At 65.4% G+C, this 17,242-nt stretch carries 15 protein-coding genes, 1 tRNA gene and 1 pseudogene; 9 read left to right on the top strand and 8 right to left on the bottom strand.

All coding sequences use genetic code 11. The features are described 5' to 3' along the window. Nucleotides 1–320 precede the first annotated feature (320 nt). The 6 genes and pseudogenes from ASE76_RS20395 (at nucleotide 321) to ASE76_RS04110 (ending at nucleotide 6,095) form a co-directional block, all read left to right on the top strand. The gene (locus ASE76_RS20395; protein ID WP_156362506.1) at nucleotides 321–536 is read left to right on the top strand and encodes a hypothetical protein; all 216 of its coding nucleotides are present in this window, start codon (nucleotides 321–323) and stop codon (nucleotides 534–536) included. A gap of 94 nt (nucleotides 537–630) precedes the next feature. Next, nucleotides 631–1,092 carry a hypothetical protein gene (locus ASE76_RS04135; protein WP_156362505.1) on the top strand — a complete coding sequence of 154 codons (462 nt, stop codon included), beginning with the start codon at nucleotides 631–633 and terminating at the stop codon, nucleotides 1,090–1,092. 62 nt (nucleotides 1,093–1,154) lie between these two features. Next, nucleotides 1,155–1,472 carry an I78 family peptidase inhibitor gene (locus ASE76_RS04130; protein ID WP_082447896.1) on the top strand — a complete coding sequence of 106 codons (318 nt, stop codon included), beginning with the start codon at nucleotides 1,155–1,157 and terminating at the stop codon, nucleotides 1,470–1,472. A 545-nt stretch (nucleotides 1,473–2,017) separates the two neighbouring features. Further along, nucleotides 2,018–3,096 (top strand): annotated as a pseudogene (locus ASE76_RS04120) (IS3 family transposase). Between the two features lie 585 nt (nucleotides 3,097–3,681). Beyond that, complete coding sequence (locus ASE76_RS04115; RefSeq protein ID WP_055834981.1) at nucleotides 3,682–5,319, top strand: methyl-accepting chemotaxis protein; 1,638 nt, start codon at nucleotides 3,682–3,684, stop codon at nucleotides 5,317–5,319. 2 nt (nucleotides 5,320–5,321) lie between these two features. Then, nucleotides 5,322–6,095, top strand: coding sequence for an EAL domain-containing protein (locus tag ASE76_RS04110; RefSeq protein ID WP_082447894.1), 774 nt, complete (start codon nucleotides 5,322–5,324; stop codon nucleotides 6,093–6,095). A 164-nt stretch (nucleotides 6,096–6,259) separates the two neighbouring features. On the opposite strand, the gene ASE76_RS04105 is transcribed toward ASE76_RS04110, so the two are convergent. Next, nucleotides 6,260–6,336: transfer RNA gene (locus ASE76_RS04105), tRNA-Arg, on the bottom strand. A gap of 260 nt (nucleotides 6,337–6,596) precedes the next feature. Here ASE76_RS04105 and ASE76_RS04100 point away from each other — a divergent pair. After that, a complete protein-coding gene (locus ASE76_RS04100) occupies nucleotides 6,597–8,375 on the top strand; it encodes a sensor domain-containing phosphodiesterase (RefSeq protein WP_156362504.1) in 1,779 nt (592 codons plus the stop codon). A gap of 312 nt (nucleotides 8,376–8,687) precedes the next feature. On the opposite strand, the gene arsB is transcribed toward ASE76_RS04100, so the two are convergent. The 7 genes from arsB to ASE76_RS04065 form a co-directional block, all read right to left on the bottom strand. Next, a complete protein-coding gene (gene arsB, locus ASE76_RS04095; RefSeq protein ID WP_055834975.1) occupies nucleotides 8,688–9,779 on the bottom strand; it encodes an ACR3 family arsenite efflux transporter in 1,092 nt (363 codons plus the stop codon). Continuing rightward, nucleotides 9,776–10,246 carry an arsenate reductase (glutaredoxin) gene (arsC, locus tag ASE76_RS04090; protein ID WP_055834972.1) on the bottom strand — a complete coding sequence of 157 codons (471 nt, stop codon included), beginning with the start codon at nucleotides 10,244–10,246 and terminating at the stop codon, nucleotides 9,776–9,778. Before arsC ends, arsB begins: the two co-directional genes overlap by 4 nt. Before the next feature lie 9 nt (nucleotides 10,247–10,255). Next, nucleotides 10,256–10,588, bottom strand: a complete 333-nt coding sequence (locus tag ASE76_RS04085; RefSeq protein WP_055834969.1) for a helix-turn-helix transcriptional regulator — start codon at nucleotides 10,586–10,588, stop codon at nucleotides 10,256–10,258. 293 nt (nucleotides 10,589–10,881) lie between these two features. Continuing rightward, nucleotides 10,882–12,543, bottom strand: coding sequence for a methyl-accepting chemotaxis protein (locus ASE76_RS04080; RefSeq protein WP_156362503.1), 1,662 nt, complete (start codon nucleotides 12,541–12,543; stop codon nucleotides 10,882–10,884). Between the two features lie 627 nt (nucleotides 12,544–13,170). Further along, nucleotides 13,171–14,403 carry a multidrug effflux MFS transporter gene (locus ASE76_RS04075; protein ID WP_055834963.1) on the bottom strand — a complete coding sequence of 411 codons (1,233 nt, stop codon included), beginning with the start codon at nucleotides 14,401–14,403 and terminating at the stop codon, nucleotides 13,171–13,173. 12 nt (nucleotides 14,404–14,415) lie between these two features. Then, nucleotides 14,416–14,847, bottom strand: a complete 432-nt coding sequence (locus ASE76_RS04070) for a DUF1841 family protein (RefSeq protein WP_055834960.1) — start codon at nucleotides 14,845–14,847, stop codon at nucleotides 14,416–14,418. Between the two features lie 26 nt (nucleotides 14,848–14,873). Next, a complete protein-coding gene (locus ASE76_RS04065; protein WP_055834957.1) occupies nucleotides 14,874–15,677 on the bottom strand; it encodes an IclR family transcriptional regulator in 804 nt (267 codons plus the stop codon). A gap of 168 nt (nucleotides 15,678–15,845) precedes the next feature. On the opposite strand from ASE76_RS04065, the gene ASE76_RS04060 reads away from it, so the two are divergent. Continuing rightward, nucleotides 15,846–16,547 carry a 3-oxoacid CoA-transferase subunit A gene (locus ASE76_RS04060; protein WP_055834954.1) on the top strand — a complete coding sequence of 234 codons (702 nt, stop codon included), beginning with the start codon at nucleotides 15,846–15,848 and terminating at the stop codon, nucleotides 16,545–16,547. A gap of 29 nt (nucleotides 16,548–16,576) precedes the next feature. After that, nucleotides 16,577–17,236 carry a 3-oxoacid CoA-transferase subunit B gene (locus ASE76_RS04055; protein WP_055834951.1) on the top strand — a complete coding sequence of 220 codons (660 nt, stop codon included), beginning with the start codon at nucleotides 16,577–16,579 and terminating at the stop codon, nucleotides 17,234–17,236. Nucleotides 17,237–17,242 lie beyond the last annotated feature (6 nt).

The raw sequence follows: 17,242 nt of genomic DNA, 5'->3' as shown, positions 1-17,242 counted from the left end.
GGAACCCCTGCGAGCCAGAGGAGAATGACTTTCATGGTGAACCCTTTCTAGTGATGGACGGGCCTCTGCGGGCCTGCGGTGCAATCAAGTATCGGCAGGAAGGTGCGACCCGCCTGGGAGACAACAACGGTGCGGCATGTGGGTCTTCGGCTTCCGGTGGCGTAAGCCTCGCGATGCGTGTCGGCCGGTTCCCACAGCGGGACGCCGCATCGTCCGAACGCCACGGATCGAGCCGAAGACCACGATCCAGCCCATTCCGGCCACATGCGCTTTTGGGCTGCCTGCGGCTTCACCACCCACCTACCGCAGCCGAGGCCGCCATGCCGTCCGATGTCCACTCCGCAAGTCCCGATGCGTCCTATCCCGTGTCCGAGATTCCGTCGCGGCGCGGGCAGTCCGACGAGGCCGATGCCGAGCTGTCGATCGGCACAGCGGCCTTTCGGTTCGTGGCCATGCTGGTCGTCACGCTCGCCAGCGCGGTTGCGATGAGCGGATTCGAGCCGATGCAGCTGGCGACCGTCGTCGGCCTTCTGTGACGATGTGATGCAGGGCTGCGGCATAGGAGCTGCAGACTCGGGCGGGTGCCGATCGCGGTGCCCACTGCCCTTTCACCGTCGCCAGGAGACATGCATGCCCATTTCCCACTATCCATTCGTGCCTTTCGGGCCGTCATTCCGCACCGGCGCATTGGTCGCAGCGGTCCTTCTTTCGGGTGCCGCGTTCGCCCAGGTGTCGCCGGGTGCGGCTGCTGCCGCGTCCGCGGGCGGCAGCAGCGCGTCCGCCAATGGTGGCACGGGCGGCGTGGGCCTGGGCGGCGTGGGGCCGGGTGTCACGGTCAACCCGGGTGTCAACAGTGGTGCCGGCATGGGCGTGCAAGGCCGCGAACAGGGCTCCGGCGCGCTGAGCGGCCCGCGGGCGCGGCGCGACGCGCAGGCCGTGGCAGCCGAGCGCGGCGAAGCGGTGCCGGAGCGTGCCGGCCAGCGGGCGCTGATGCTCGACCAGAACCGCAGGGAGCCGCTGGGTTCGCTGTCGAACCAGTCCGGCCAGCCGGGCCTGCAGCCGCCGTCGGGCCGCAACGCCGGTTCACAATAAAGCTTGCTGCCACGCCGTGCGTGTGGCTATACACCTGGACCTTGTCCGATGGGATGCCTTCGATGAAACCTCATCTTTTCGCCTTGTGCGCGCTTGCCGGCGTGTCGCTGCAAGCCTGTGCGTGGCTGCCTTCCCTGGCGCCCGCGCCGTCGATCGACGCCGTGCCCGCCGGTGGCGCCATCTGCGATGCAGCCAATGCCCAGTTCGCCGTCGGCAAGACAGTCGACCAGCGGTTGGGCGAGGAGGCGCGGGGACGCGCCGGCGCGGCGGTCGTCAGGGTTCTGCGGCCCGGGCAAATCGTGACGATGGAGTTCAACGCGTCGCGCCTGACGCTCGATGCCGACGCGCAAGGCGTGGTGACGCGGGCCCGCTGCGGCTGAGCACGTCTACCGCGCCCTCTGGCGTGCCGAGGGTGGGGCCGCTGCCGCACTGTGCATGACTGCGCCGAAAAATTGTGGTGCCCCCGACAGGAATCGGACCTGTGACCTATCCCTTCGTCCCACTTCGGCTTTCGCCGCCACATCTGGCGTGTTCGTGGGCTGGACTATGCCTTGACCATGGACCGCGCCGTTGCCGGTGCGCCCTGCAGGCCTGAGCCGTCTAGTCTCTACACCTTCCCCGCGAGGGGCTTGGCTCGGCGTTGCCACGGGCTTGCAGCCCAGAGGGTTCACCGAATTTGACTCAATTCACGCAGCGGCTTTCGCCTGCCGGTGCCCAAATTTCTAGGAGGGGATCGCTCTATCCACTGAGCTACGGAGGCACATCGGATAGTGTACCAAGGCCATTCCCGAGATCCCTGCGATCGACCGTCGAGATAACGCCATGGCACGCTACGAAGAGAACATGCGATCGCCGATCTCTGCGCGCTGGGCTTCCCCCAGTTTCCCGGACACATCGAATGACATGATGTGTTTAGGAGGCAGACATGCCAAGGACGAGAAGAACGTTTACGGACGAGTTCAAGCGGAAAGCAGTGAAGCTGGTCAAGCAGCCTGGTGCGATGGTCACGCACATTGCGAGGGACCTCGGCATCGAGCAGAGCGTGCTGCGACGCTGGGTCAGCCAGGAGCATGGCGGTGTCATGGACATGCGGGCCAACAAACCGCTGCGCAGCGAGTCGGCCTCTGAGGTCGAGCGCCTTCAACGAGAACTACGGCGGGTCACCACGGAGCGCGACATCCTAAAAAAAGCCGTGCGATGAATGTCTCGGCCAGCGGGTTCTACGAATGGTTCGGCAGGGCTGCCAGCGAGCGCAGCGTATCCGATGCAAGGCTTACACGCAGCATTCAAGAGAGCTTCGAGCTTAGCGACCGAACCTACGGCAGCCCATGGGTGTGGCACGACCTGAGGGCCGCCGGCGAGCAATGCGGCATCAACCGTGTGGCACGGCTGATGAAGCTGGCCAACCTGCAGGCCAGGCGCAAGCGGCGCAGGCTTCCTGGAGACGGTGCGGCCAGGCTGGAGAACCACATCGCGCTGAACCATCTGCAGCGAGAGTTTGGAGCGTTGGAGCCCAACCAGAAGTGGGTCGCCGACTTCACCTACATCTGGACGGCCGAAGGCTGGCTCTACGCCGCGGCGGTGATGGACTTGTATTCCAGGCGCATCGTGGGCTGGTCGATGAGCGACACCATGCAGGCCAGGATGGTGAGCGATGCTCTGCTGATGGCCTTGTGGCGTCGAGGCAAACCTGCTGCACTTATGCACCACTCGGACCAGGGCAGTCAGTACACCAGCGACGAGTTCCAGCAGTTGCTGAAGAGCCAGAACATCACTTGCAGCATGAGCCGGCGTGGTGAATGCTGGGACAACGCAGCCATGGAGAGCTTCTTCTCGACGTTGAAAACCGAGCGCTGCGCTCGTACGGTCTACCGCACCAGGGAGCAGGCCAGGGCCGACGTCTTCGATTACATCGAGCGTTTCTACAACCCGTTCAGGAAACACTCAAAATTGAACTACCTCAGCCCGGTTCAATTCGAGGAGCGGCAGCGCTTAAAGGGCTAGGCAAAGCGTCCGGGAAACTGGGGGAAGCCCAATTTCGCGCTTGGAAAAAGTCTATGTAGATCAACCACTTACGAGAAAAAATAGGTTTGAGGTTATGTCGGATTAGGTTTCAACCCTAACTACCTATCGCCTTAAGGATCAACGACTTACGTGCGTTTTTCAGGGGTGGTTAGGAAGATTAGGCTTTTCCCGACCCCTTCCCGGAATTGAGGGAAACGCCCTGATGGCACTCCCTTCGCTCACCGCTCGTCGCGGCCATGCAAAAGCCGTCATTTCCCGTCACCGCCGCAACCCGCTGAACCCCTGCGCGGCCCGCACCAGGCCTGGCTTTCCGCCTGGCCGGCGGCGTCGTTAAACCGACCCATTTAGCGGGCAGGCGGGGCGGGGTCTCGACCGCGCGCTGGCGGTGGACGGCTTGCCCCAGGCATCAGCCACTGCGTCTTCTCGCCCGCACAGAGCTTGTAGATCGTGGGAAGCCCCAGCGGAGCGCATGCTTTCGATACGGTACTTACATTCCGTTCATGGTTTGCATGCACACTGATGAGGCGCAGATTTCCAGGTACTTACTTGCTTGCTCCTACTCCGATGAAATTTCATAGCCTTACTGTTGCTAAGCGACTTGCGACGGGCTTCGGCCTACTGCTGGCCATTCTGGTGGTGGTCGCAGTGGTCGCGATCACCAAGGTCCGCAGCATCGACGATGCCCTACGGGCCAACAGCGAGGAGCACACAAGCATCCAGCGCTACGCCATAAATTTCCGCGGCTCTGCGCATGACCGGGCCATCGCCACCCGCGACGTGGTGCTGGCCGCAAATGCTGCAGAGCGGCAGGCCGAGGTGGACACCATCCAGCGGCTGGCGAGCTTCTATGCCGAGTCGGCGGGCCCGCTCGAAAAGCTGATCGGTCCCTCGGCGGACGCCGCCGAACTGCGCAGGTTGTATGGAGCGATCCAGACCATCGAATCGAAGGCAGTCGCGACGACGCAGTCGATCGTCGAGCAGGCCGCGAAGGGCGATGTCGCCGCGGCGCAGAGCACACTGTGGACCCAGGCGAAGCCGCAGTACGTGCAGTGGCTCGCAGCGATCAACCAGCTGATCGACTTCGAAGAAGAACGCGTGCAGGCGAAGAACAAGATCGCCCTGGCGCAAGCTTCGGGTTTCTTGGCCGTGATGCTGGTAGCTCTGGCGCTTTCGCTGGCGCTCGGGATCGCCCTCGCATCCTGGATATCGAGAAGCATCACACGGCAGCTGGGCGCGGAGCCGGATGCCTTGGGCGGTGCGGCACGCCGGGTTTCGGAAGGCGACCTCCAGCCGGTAGCCGGTGCCGACCGCGCGCCGGTGGGTAGCGTCCTGGCATCGCTCGGCGCGATGCAGCGCAGCCTGGCCCAGGTCGTGGGCGACGTGCGCCAGGCGTCCGATTCGATCGCTACCGGATCGATCGAGATCGCATCCGGAAACGCAGACCTGTCCCACAGGACCGAGCGGCAGGCCTCGAGCCTGCAGCAGACTTCGGCATCGATGGAGCAGATGAACGCATCGGTTCAAAACAACGCCGATACCGCGCGGCAGGCGGCCCAGCTCGCTTCGTCGGCCAGTGCGGCCGCTGCCCGGGGCGGCGAGGTCGTTGGTCAGGTGGTGTCCACCATGGAAGACATCAGCGGGAGCTCGCGCAAGATCGGCGACATCATCGGCGTAATAGACGGGATTGCCTTCCAGACCAACATCCTGGCGCTGAATGCTGCGGTGGAAGCGGCCCGGGCGGGCGAACAGGGCCGCGGTTTCGCGGTGGTCGCCAGCGAGGTGCGCAGCCTGGCGCAGCGCAGCGCGGCAGCGGCCCACGAAATCAAGGCGCTCATCGAAGGTAGCGTCGAAAAGGTCGAGGCCGGCTCTCGCCAGGTGACAGCTGCAGGAGCTGTAATGGGCGAGATAGTGAGCGAGGTGCGGCGCGTCGAGGACTTGATCAACGAGATCAGCGCCACAACTCTCGAGCAGACCAAGGGCATCGGCATGGTCAGCGGCGCGGTGGTCGAACTCGACCAGTCGACCCAACAGAACGCCGCAATGGTGGAGGAGAGCGCTGCCGCCGCCGAAAGCTTGCGTCACCAAGCTGCACGTCTGACCGAGGTGGTGCGAGTATTCCGTTTTGAAGGCGTACAACCAGTCGCAGCTGTACGTGAAGCCTCTGCTTTAACCGGGGGTCAACATTTTGTGAAACTAAACTGACTATGAACCCAGACAAGGCATCGTCGATGCCCTCAGGTTGTGAGGGCTGCCGCAATGTGTCGGCGCTCGGTTTCGATTTCGCCATGGCCTTTCAGCCCATAGTGCAGGTGTCCAACCGATCGGTGTTCGCGCACGAAGCACTGGTCCGAGGGCCGGGCGGCGAAGGTGCAATGAGCGTCCTTTCCCAAGTGACCGACCAGAACCGGTACTCGTTCGACCAGACGTGCCGTGTCAAAGCGATCGAGCAGGCATCCGAACTCGGCATGAAGAGCATGCTCAGCATCAACTTCCTGCCCAATGCCGTCTACCGGGCCGAGGCCTGCATCCGGCTCACGCTGGCCACAGCCAAGAAGTGCGCGTTCCCGGCCGAGCAGATCATGTTCGAGGTGACCGAGAGCGAGCAGTCGTCCGACTTGGCACATCTCAAATCGATCTTCCGCGACTACGAGCAACGGGGCTTCACCACCGCGATCGACGATTTCGGCGCCGGTTATGCGGGCTTCGACTTTCTGGTCGAGTTCGTGCCCGACATCATCAAGATCGACATGGCCTTGTTGCGCGGCATCGATGTGCATCGCGAACGGCAGATCGTCGTAGGCGGCATCGTGCGGATCTGCAACGAACTGGGCGTCCGGGTGCTTGCCGAGGGCGTGGAGACGCGGGCGGAGTTCGACTTCCTTCGCACGTTGGGCATCGACCTGTACCAGGGTTACCTGCTTGCCAAGCCGGCGCTGCGAGCATTGCCCGATGTCAACTGGTCTGCAATTGGCCTGTGACCTGAGCCCACTCGGCTACCGGCACGCTGTAGGACGGCGGTTCTACCGCTGGTGGACGGCTGAAAAATGAACCTGGGTGGAAAAACTCACCCAGAGAGGTGGGGCCGCACGGCAGCGCCTAATGGAAAAAGCCCTAGAACATCACTGTTCTAGGGCTATCCGTTTGGTGCGGCTGGCAGGAATTGAACCCACGACCCCTTGGTTCGTAGCCAAGTACTCTATCCAACTGAGCTACAGCCGCTAAGCCTCGTATTCTAGCAGCAAAAAATTGGCGGTCTCGGGCCGCGTGCCAAATCTTTTGCCATTCACCGCAAAACTTGGCGTGTACCCCGCGCGATACCGCAAGCCGCGCACAGCATCCGGCATCACTGCTCGCCTTGTCCCTTCCAGGGTCGCTGGAGCAAAAGTCGCCGATAGGAAGAGACGGCGACAGGCGGTTCGAGCAAACGAAGGCTTTTTGCCTAAAGTCGGCAACGGAATTGCCGAAACACCGTGTACGCCATGCAGCTCTACCCTGCCTCTGTTTCGATCGATGCGAGCGAAAGCGACCGCCTTGCCGTGGTGCAGGCCGCGCGGCTGTTGGAGTCGTCCGCCAACGAACCGCTCATGAATCTGGCACGCCTGGCGAGCGCGCTGTTCCGCACCCCGATCGCGCTGGTGTCTTTGCTCGACGCGCACTGGCAATGGCTGAAGGCAAGCGTGGGCGTGTCGGTCACCGATCTTCCGCGGGCCGGTACCTTCTGCGATCTGACGGTCCAGAAGGCCTCCACCGTCGTCATCGAGGATGCGCATGCCGATCCCGCCCTGGCCGCCAATGCCATGGTGCAGGGGGACCCCCACATCCGGTTCTACGCGGGGGCGCCGCTGGTCACCGGCTCGGGTTTCGTCATCGGCACCTTCTGCATCGCCGGGCCGCAGGCGCGGTCCTTTTCCGCTACAGAAGTCGAGCAGTTGGTGCTGCTGGCCCGCATGGCCATGACCGAGATCGACCTGCAGCTGGGCATCGGCCGCCGCAACGACGTCACCAACCTGCCCAACCGCAGCCAGCTCTCGGTGGATCTGGCCGACCTGTGCCAGATCGAGCCCGACGCGACCCGCTCGCTGGTGCTGCTCGAGATCATGCATCCGACCGAGGTCCAGCGTGCGGTGCGCGCCGTCGGTATCGCCCCGCTCGAACGGACGCTGCGCGACGTTGCCGCGCTCTTGCAGTCCATCGCGCCGGCCGGTGCGCGCACCTACCATGTGTCCGAGACCCGCTTCGCCCTGCTGGTCGACGGCGCGATCGACGGCCATCTGCCCACGGCCGAATCGCTGGTGCGCAGGATGCGGGAGCCGTTCGAGTCGAACGGCGTGGTGATCGAGCTGCAGGCCTGTGCGGGCGCGGTGAATTTCCGGTTGAGCGACCGGCAGGCCGGTGACGCACTGCGCTGCGCCTCGGCGGCACTGTACGAAGCCGAGCTGGCCGAGCAGCTGATCGTGTGGCACCGTCATGCGCTCGATGCGGAGTACCGCAGGACCTTCTCCCTGCTCAGGGACTTGCCGATCCATCTGGCGGATGGCCGGCTGCGGCTGGTGTACCAGCCCAAGCTCGACCTCGGCCGACGCCGGTACCGCAGCGTGGAAGCCCTGCTGCGCTGGGACCATCCGGAGCTGGGGCCGATATCGCCCGCGGTCTTCATTCCGCTGATCGAGGGAACGTCCCTGATCCACAGTGTCACCCAGTGGGTGCTGGCGACGGGTTTCGCACAGCAGGCCCAGTGGAGGCGCGAAGGGTTCGATATCGCGGTGGCCGTCAACATCTCCGCGCGCAATCTCGACAGCCCCGACTTTCTGCAGCGGTTCCAGCAGGCGTTCCAGAGCGTCGGACTGACCGCCGACCAGATCCATATCGAGTGCACCGAGACGGCCATGATGACCGAGAAGAAGGCGGTGGAAACGCTGCGGGTGCTGCATTCTCTGGGCGTGCACATCGCGCTGGACGATTTCGGCGTCGGCTACAGCAATCTCGGGGCGCTGCAGGACCTGCCCGCCACGCTGATGAAGATCGACCGGAGCCTCGTAGGCCCGATCGCGAGCGATGCGACGTCGCTGCGGCTGTTCCGCTCGATCGTCACGATGGCCAAGTCGCTCGGCTACCGGGTCTTGGCCGAAGGCGTGGAGACCGAGCAGGTACTGGCCCTGGCCGCCGCGGCCGGATGCGACGGCGCGCAAGGCTACTTCATGTCGCGGCCCCTGGAGGCCGACATGGTCGCGCCGTTCCTGCGCACTGCACGGACATAGCCGGCCTGAGCGCCGCTCGGGGCTCTCGCAGCTCCTGCACCGCCGGATTCTTGTCCCCGGCGACCAGGTCGGGATGCGGGCGGCAAGACCGATGAGGCAAGGATGCGGGTCTGCCCACCAGAGAACTGCGGCAGCCGCGCAGCCTTGCCCACCCACAGCCGCAAGAAGGGGCGTTCGTGCAAACAGCCTTGGAGCGGCAGGTTGTGCAGTGGCGCCGTGTCGTCTGCCACCCCTCGGCCGTTCGCCGACATGCATGCGTACGGTCGAGTGCTGGCAAGGGAGACGGGCCAGAAAGTATCCGTAGCGTCAGCCTCAATTCCCTACCGGATGAGCGTGGGTGCCCTGAGGGAAATATCGGCGGCCCAGCCACAGCGAGATGTGCACCAGCAGGATCAACACAGGCACCTCCACCAGCGGCCCGATGACTGCAGCGAAGGCCACGGGCGATGCCAGGCCGAAAGTCGCAATCGCCACCGCAATGGCCAACTCGAAGTTGTTGCCCGCCGCAGTGAAGGCGATGGCGGTGGTGCGGGGGTAGTCCGCTTCGATCCACCGGCCCATGGCGAAGCTGATGAGGAACTGCACGACGAAGTAGATTGCCAGCGGGATCGCGATGCGCACCGCGTCGAGCGGCAGGCGTACCACGTCCGCACCCTTGAGGCTGAACATCGCCACGATGGTGAACAGCAGCGCAGCCAGCGTGATCGGTCCGATCCGTGGCAGGAATCGCTCGGAGTACCACTGTGCGCCCTTCGATTCGACCAGCATCCGCCGGGTCAGGAATCCGGCGAGGAACGGAATGCCCAGGTAGATCAATACCGCTTGCGCGATGGTCCAGAAGCCCACATCGATCACCTGCCCGCCAAGGCCCAGCACCTGCGGTAGCCACGTGAGAAAGATCCAGGCGAACACGCTGAAAAACACGATCTGAAAAAGCGAGTTGAGCGCGACCAGGCCGGCCACGTACTGGTTGTCGCCGCCCGCCAGCTGGTTCCACACCAGCACCATCGCGATGCAACGGGCCAGTCCGATCAAAATCAGGCCCGTCATGTATTCAGGCTGGTCGTGCAGAAACAGTACCGCCAGACCGAACATCAGTAGCGGCCCGATGACCCAGTTCTGCAACAACGAGAGCGCCAGGATGCGTTTGTCCTGGAACACGCGGTGCAGCTCGTCATAGCGTACCTTCGCCAGGGGCGGATACATCATCAAGATGAGGCCGATAGCAATCGGAATGTTGGTGGTCCCGACGGACATGCGGTCGAGTGCTGCAGGTAGGCCATCGAACAGCGTACCGAGTGCGATGCCGAGCGCCATCGCTGCGAAGATCCACACCGTCAGAAATCGGTCCAGGAAGGAGAGGCGGACCTGGGGCCTTGAGGGCGTCGACGGTATAGCGCTCATACCGTGCGCTCCCCGTTTGCGTTGGTGACCCGCTCGCCGTCTTCCTTGTGAAAATCAGGGGGCAGGGCGCCTGGCAGCAGTTCGAGCACCAGCTCCGAGGGCCGGCACAGTCGAACCCCCGCGGGCGTCACCACCAACGGCCGGTTGATGAGGATCGGGTGCGCCACCATTGCGTCGAACAGTTGGTCGTCCGACAGCGACGGGTCTTGCAGCCCCAACTCCGCATAGGGCGTGCCCTTCTCCCGCAATAGCGCTCTGACCGTCAGGCCCGCGCGCTGGACGAGTTGCTGCAGCAGAGCGCGCGATGGAGGCGTCTTCACATACTCGACCACATGCGGCTCGATGCCGGTCGCGCGAATCATTGCCAGGGTGTTGCGTGACGTAGCACATGCGGGGTTGTGGTAGATCACGATGTCCGCAGGGCCAGATGCTGCAGCTTCTGCAGGGGGCACAGGGTAGACGGGCATATCGGCCTTTCAGCAGCAGCGAGCCAAGTCGGCGACGAGCGGGGCGCACAGAGCCGGATTGCCACCACAGCAATCCTTGGCGAGAAACAACATCAGTGCGCGCAACTGGTCGAGGTCGGCGCGATAGACGATGGAGCGGCTATGCCGCTCCGACACCACGAGGCCCGCCCGCGCGAGCGTCGATAGGTGTGCCGACATGGTGTTCTGCGGAATATCGAGCTGCCGTGCCACTTCGCCGGCCGGCAAGCCAGCGGGCGCGTGACGCACCAGCAGTTGAAAGGTATCCAGGCGCGTGACCTGAGAGAGTGCGGCCAGTCCCGAAAGCGCAATTGTTTGGTCCATATATCCATGATGCCAGATGTATGGATTATTGCGTGTACCTTGTGCGGGGTTGCTGCGTGCATGCGCAGCGTGGGCGCTCGGAAGGCCAATTTCTACGGCTCTTCCAGTTCCGCCAACCCGACCCGCAAAACCTCGAATTCGTCGACGGCAGCAGCAGGGTCTGCCGCTACCGCAAGAAAAACGCAGCGGCCTAGTCTTCGGCTCGCTGCGCGGTCTGGCTGAAGCGGCGCCGGCCTGTGCCCGTGACCGAGAAAAAGGGGCGCCCACCTAGCACCCTTGTTTGTTCGCGAGGCCTATGCGGGCAGGACTCTCGCAAAAAAATTCGCTCCTGACTCGACCGAAGCCGTTCCGCTCGAATGGAACGCTTGGACAGCCCGGGACAGTCGGGCTATCTGGTCCTGCATCCGAAGCGCGGAGGCTGCCGACGCCGTCGCGAGTTGGGCATTTTGCTGCGTCATCGATTCGATTTGCGCGACCGATTCGTTCACATGGTCGATGCCGGCCTGCTGCTCGGCGGCCGCCAGGTCGATGGCCTTCATCAAGGCCGTCGTCTGTTCCACCGTGTTGCCGATGCCGGCCATGGCCTGATCCACATCGCCCATGATCGCGCCGCCCTGGTTCACCTGGATGCTCGACGTATCGATCAATGTCTTGATCTCGCGGGCGGCCAGTGCGCTGCGCTGCGACAGGCTGCGCACCTCTGCCGCCACCACGGCAAAGCCCCGCCCGTGATCGCCCGCTCGGGCGGCCTCCACCGCCGCATTCAGCGCCAGAATGTTGGTCTGGAACGCAATGCCGTCGATCAGAGCGACGATGTTGCCGATGCTCTGCGAGCTTTGCGCAATGCCGCTCATGCGGTCCGCCATGTCGCGCATCAGGGTGCTGCCAGTGGCCGTCGCATCCGCGGCGCGAAGTGCAGCGGCATGCCCATCGCGTGCGGCGTCGCGGGACCGGGTCACGGTCGCGGCAATCTCCTCGATGCTCGACGCCGTCTTCTCCAGGTTGTCCGTGACCCGCGCTGAGCGGTCCCGCAGGCGTTCGCTGTCTCCTGCAAGCTCGGAGGTGGCCGATTCCATCGCCGCAGTCGCGTCGCGGACCTCGACGACCGCATCGTTCACACGGCCAATCGCCACGGCCAGCTTGCGCGCCTGAGGCATGCGAATCGGCACCCGTCCGATGTCGAGGTCGACACCCTCGGACTTGTCCATCGCCGCCACCAGCGCCGACAGCTCGCGCCCTTCGTCGGACAGCCGCTTCATACGGATGCACAGCAGCACTTCCACACCTGTCTGCACCACCACGTAGAAGGCGTGCAGCAGCACTTTGGCGAAGTCGGGTTCCGGCGTGCAGTAGATGGGGAGGCCCGCCGCCTGCAGGCGGTCGAACAGGACATGGTGAACGGCGAACAGCGCGGCTGCAAAGACGACTACGCGCCAATCCTGGTAGACCAGCAGAAGCGCGAGCGTCACGAACACACCGAAATGCAGCTCTATCGCGCCGGCCGCCAGCTGGATGTGCAGGGCGACCAACGCCACCTGCACGGCGGTGATGGCAAGGCGCGACGCCAGCGTTCCGCCGAAGAGGAAGAACGCCACGCCGGCGACGCCCGCCAGCACGGCTGTGCCGAGGACTGCCGTCCCCGTGGCCGGCTGCTGGCTCGCCAGGACGAGGGCACCGACGAAGCTGACCAGTACGGCGAAAAGCATCACACGGTCGCCTTGGCGCATGGCGCTTCGGTCTAGAGCCGATGCAGTGTCGGGGTGCTGGTCGGCACCGGGGCCAAGGCCGAGGCCGGAAGAGATCATGGGCGTGGTTGCCGGGACGGGGGAGGACATGGTGATTTGTTGTAGAGCGGCTGGGCGCATCCGGCCGTTGGCCGGCAGGATATTCGTCGGATGCTGGAGGATCGCGGCACGCCGACCAAAACGCCAATTGGCGCTGCCTACCGTGCCCATAGCGGGCGGCACGCGCGGTTCTCGAATCCAGGGCCGGCCTGGCTGCGTAGCGCTGCTGGTCGCAGGCGCGGTACGTACGGCGGCGTCAAGCGCCTGGGTGTGGCCTGACCGTGGGCGTGATGCCCCGCCGCCAAAGTCCTCGGCTTGTCATCCGCACGTTGCATGCAAAAAAGCCCCGACTGGTAGACGAGCAGGGGCGTTTTCAGCGGATACGGATGGCTGCAGGGGTCTGCAGACAATGGGGTGGTAGGCCGTGTTGGACTTGAACCAACGACCAAAGGATTCGGGTTCGTGCAGGTTTCCCTGCTCCCTGGACTATCTCATCGCCCGCGCCGCGACCACCATGAAGGTCTGTCGCGCGTTCGGGCGCCGGGCGCTCGTGGGGTGCTTATCGGATCGGCTCCTCGCACCCTAGTCTCTGCACCTTCCCGCCTACCGGTCTCGCGACCTGCCTTCGGCGGGCTCGGCTCAGGATTGCCGTGATACCTCTTGCAAGGCCGACGGTTTCCCTGAATTCACCCGGTTTTCCACTGGCGCTCTCGCGCCAGGGTCACCATTTTTCGATGAGTCCTCTGCTCTAACCAACTGAGCTAACGGCCCCCCGCTGGAATTGTCGCATGGCGGCGCTCAGTGTTCGGCGACCGCGCGGCCTATCTCGGGCCAGGCCCGGTGCACGACCATCCATGCCACGAGGCCGACGCCCATCATGCAGAGCGACGCGGTCGCCAGCAGCACGGTCGAGTGCATCACCAGCGGCGCCAGCACGCCGGCCACCACGCCGTTCGACGCCGACCCGATCACCGCCTGCAGCGACGACGCCATGCCGCGCCGCTCGGGGTGCAGGTCCAGCACCAGCAGGGTCACCACCGGCACCACCAGCGCCCAGCCGAAGGCATAGAAGGCGATCGGCCAGATGGCCCACAGCGCATGCGCCTGGAACAGCATGTTGGCGACGAGGTTGGCCAGCGCCGTCACCAGCATGATCAGGAAGCCGTGCCGGATCTGCCGCTTGGGCGCCACGCGGCCGGCCAGGCGGCCGCTGGTCCAGGCGCCGCACATGATCCCGCCGATGTTGAGCAGGAAGAACCAGAAGAACTGCGTCGGCGCCAGCCGCAGGTGGTCGCCCAGGAAAGCCGGCGCCGCCAGCACGTACAGAAACATGCCGTTGAACGGCACGCCGCTGGCCAGCGCCAGCAGCAGGAAACGCGGGCTCGATCCCAGCGCCCAGTAGCCGCGCAGCAGGTGCGGCACCCGGAACGGCTGGCGCTGGTCGACGTGCAGCGTCTCGGGCAGCAGCCGGAAGTTGAAGAACCACAGCGCCACGCCCACCGCCGTCAGGAACCAGAAGATGCTGTGCCAGCCCAGGTGCACGAAGAGCCAGCCGCCGACGATCGGCGCGATCGCCGGCGCCACGCCGAAGTAGATCGTCACCTGGCTCATGACCTTCTGCGCCTGGGCCGGCGGGTACATGTCGCGGATCACCGCGCGCGACACCACGATGCCCGCGCCGGTCGACAGGCCCTGCAGCGCGCGGAACAGCACCAGCTGCTCCACCGTCTGCGCCAGCGCGCAGCCGGCCGAGGCCAGGGTGAACACCGCGATGCCCCACAGCACCACCGGCCGCCGGCCGAAGCTGTCGGCCAACGCGCCGTGGAACAGGTTCATGAAGGCGAAGCCGAACAGGTAGGCCGACAGCGTCTGCTGCATCTCCACCGGCGAGGCGCCCAGCGCCTTCGAAATGCCCGAGAACGCCGGGATGTAGGTGTCGATCGAGAACGGCCCCAGCATGCCGAGCACCGCCAGCAGCACGGCCAGCGCCCACTGAGGCGCCTTCCACAAGGTCTTGGCGTCGGGATGCATCGGGCGCTGCCGTCAGTCGCGTGTGGCGCGGCGCTGGACGTCTGCGACGTAGGCGGCGCCGTCGGGCGGGCGGCCGGAGCGCTGGCTCTCCCACAGCATGGTGCCCAGGCTCTCCATCACTTCGTGGTGCGCCTCGTGCAGCGAGCCGCAGCGCGCGGCCAGCAGCTCGACGGCCTGGCGGATGCCGCGCGGCTGGTCGATCGATGCCTGCTCGCTGATGCTGAGATGCATCGACAGGTGCAGGAACGGGTTCTCGCGGTCGGCGCCCGCGTAGACGCGGAGCAGGGCGGCATCGACGTCGGCCAGGTCGGCGTGGTACTCGGGGTGCTCGTCGACCCAGAGGGCGGCCAGGGTCTCGATGGCTTCCATCGGCGCGCCGGTGCGCGATTTGTCGTACACCGCGCAGAAGAATCTGCGCACGTCCTGTTGGGAGGGCTGGAACATCCGCCCAGCCTAGCACGGGCGTGGTGCTAGCCGCCGCGCGCCTGCAGCCGCTGCGAGATGGCCGCCGCCGCGGCGCGCAGCTGCGGCAGGACGTCGTGCTGCAGCACCTCCAGCCCGGTGCGGTTGATCTGCCCGCTCACGTTGATCGCCGCCACCGTGCGGCCGGCGCGGTCGGTCACCGGGGCGGCGATCGAGACCAGGCCTTCCTCCAGTTCCTGGTCCAGCAGGCACCAGCCCTGGCTGCGCGCCTGGCGCACCCGGTCCATCAGGGCGTCCACGTCGGTGACGGTGTGCGGGGTGTAGGCGGTGCGGCGGGAGCCTTCCAGCCGCGCACGGACCTCCTCGTCGGGCAGGGCGGCCAGCAGCACCCGGCCGAGCGAGGTGACGCAGGCGGGCAGCCGGGAGCCGACGCCCAGGTTGATCTTCATGATCTTGTGCGTCGGCACCCGCAGCACGTAGACGATGTCGCTGCCCTCCAGCACCGCGGCCGAGCACGACTCCTTCACCCGCTCCACCAGATCTTCCATCAGCGGCTCGGCCACGTCCCACATCGGCATCGACGACAGGTAGGCGAATCCCAGGTCGAGGATGCGCGGCGTGAGCCGGAACAGCCGGCCGTCGCTCTCCACGTAGCCCAGCGTCTGCAGCGTCAGCAGGATGCGGCGGGCGCCGGCGCGGGTCAGGCCGGTACGGGCGGCGACCTCGGTCAGCGTCTGGCGCCGGGCCTCGGCGCTGAAGCTGCGGATCACCTCCAGCCCGCGGGCGAACGACTGCACGTAGCTGTCGCCCGGCTTGGGAGGAATATCACCGGATGTATTAGGGAAAACCATGGGCTATTGCCGGGCAGGGGAATACCGTGAGGGCCGATCGCGGCGTAAACTTTGAAATTCATTATACGAACATAAGTTCGTTATAAGAACATTTGAGGGTGCCACCGGTCGTGCAGGCTGCGCGGCGCCCCACATCCCGGGCCTGCGCAGGGCCGTTTGGAGAAACACATGATCGACAAGATCGCCGCCAGCGTGGCCGAGGCCCTGGCCGACGTACAGGACGGTGCCACGGTGCTCATCGGCGGCTTCGGCACCTCGGGCAACCCCAACGAGCTGATCGACGGCCTGATCGCGCACGGCGCCAAGGACCTGACCGTCGTCAACAACAACGCCGGCAACGGCGACACCGGCCTGGCCGCGCTGCTGAAGGCCGGCCAGGTGCGCAAGATCATCTGCAGCTTCCCGCGGCAGGTCGACAGCCACGTGTTCGACGCGCTCTACCGCAGCGGCAAGCTGGAGCTGGAGCTGGTGCCGCAGGGCAACCTGGCCGAGCGGATCCGCGCCGCGGGCGCCGGCATCGGCGCCTTCTTCTGCCCCACCGCCTACGGCACCGACCTGGCCAAGGGCAAGGAAACCCGCGAGATCGACGGCAAGCACTACGTGCTCGAGTACCCGATTTATGCCGACGTGGCGCTGATCAAGGCCGAGGCCGGCGACCGCTGGGGCAACCTGACCTACCGCATGGCCGCGCGCAACTTCGGCCCGGTGATGGCCACCGCGGCCAAGCAGACCATCGCCACGGTGCACGAGATCCGCGAGCTGGGCCAGCTGGACCCGGAGGCCATCGTCACCCCCGGCATCTACGTCAGCAAGATCGTGAAGATCGACCGGGTGGCCACCCAGGCCGGCGGTTTCAAGAAATCTGCATGAAATCGGCTTCCGGCCGGCAGGAGTAAACGATGAGTAGCTATAAAAAGCGTAGCAAGGACGAACTGGCCCAGCGCGTCGCCCAGGACATCCACGACGGTGCCTACGTCAACCTGGGCATCGGCCAGCCGACGCTGGTGGCCAACCACATCCCGGCGGGCCGCGAGGTGATCCTGCAGAGCGAGAACGGCATCCTGGGCATGGGCCCGGCCCCGGCCGCGGGCGCCGAGGACTACGACCTGATCAACGCCGGCAAGGCGCCGGTCACGCTGCTGCCGGGCGGCGCCTTCTTCCACCATGCCGACAGCTTCGGGATGATGCGCGGCGGCCACCTGGACATCTGCGTGCTGGGCGCCTTCCAGGTCTCGGCCACCGGCGACCTGGCCAACTGGAGCACCGGCGAGGAGGGCGCGATTCCCGCGGTCGGCGGCGCGATGGACCTGGCCATCGGCGCCAAGCAGACCTGGGTGATGATGGACCTGCTGACCAAGCAGGGCGCGAGCAAGGTGGTCCGGGACTGCACCTACCCGCTGACCGGCATCGGCTGCGTCAAGCGCATCTACTCGGACATCGCCACCCTGGAATGCACGCCCGAGGGCCTCCGCCTGGTCGACGTGGTCGACGGCCTGTCGCACGCCGAGCTCGAAACGCTGGTCGGCCTGCCGATCGCCGCCGCCCAGGCCACGTTCTGACCCGCT

This window comes from Xylophilus sp. Leaf220 (assembly GCF_001421705.1).
GTDB lineage: Bacteria > Pseudomonadota > Gammaproteobacteria > Burkholderiales > Burkholderiaceae_C > Xylophilus.
The sequence above is the reverse complement of the archived record's forward strand: the minus strand, read 5'-3'. Positions and strand labels throughout refer to the sequence as shown.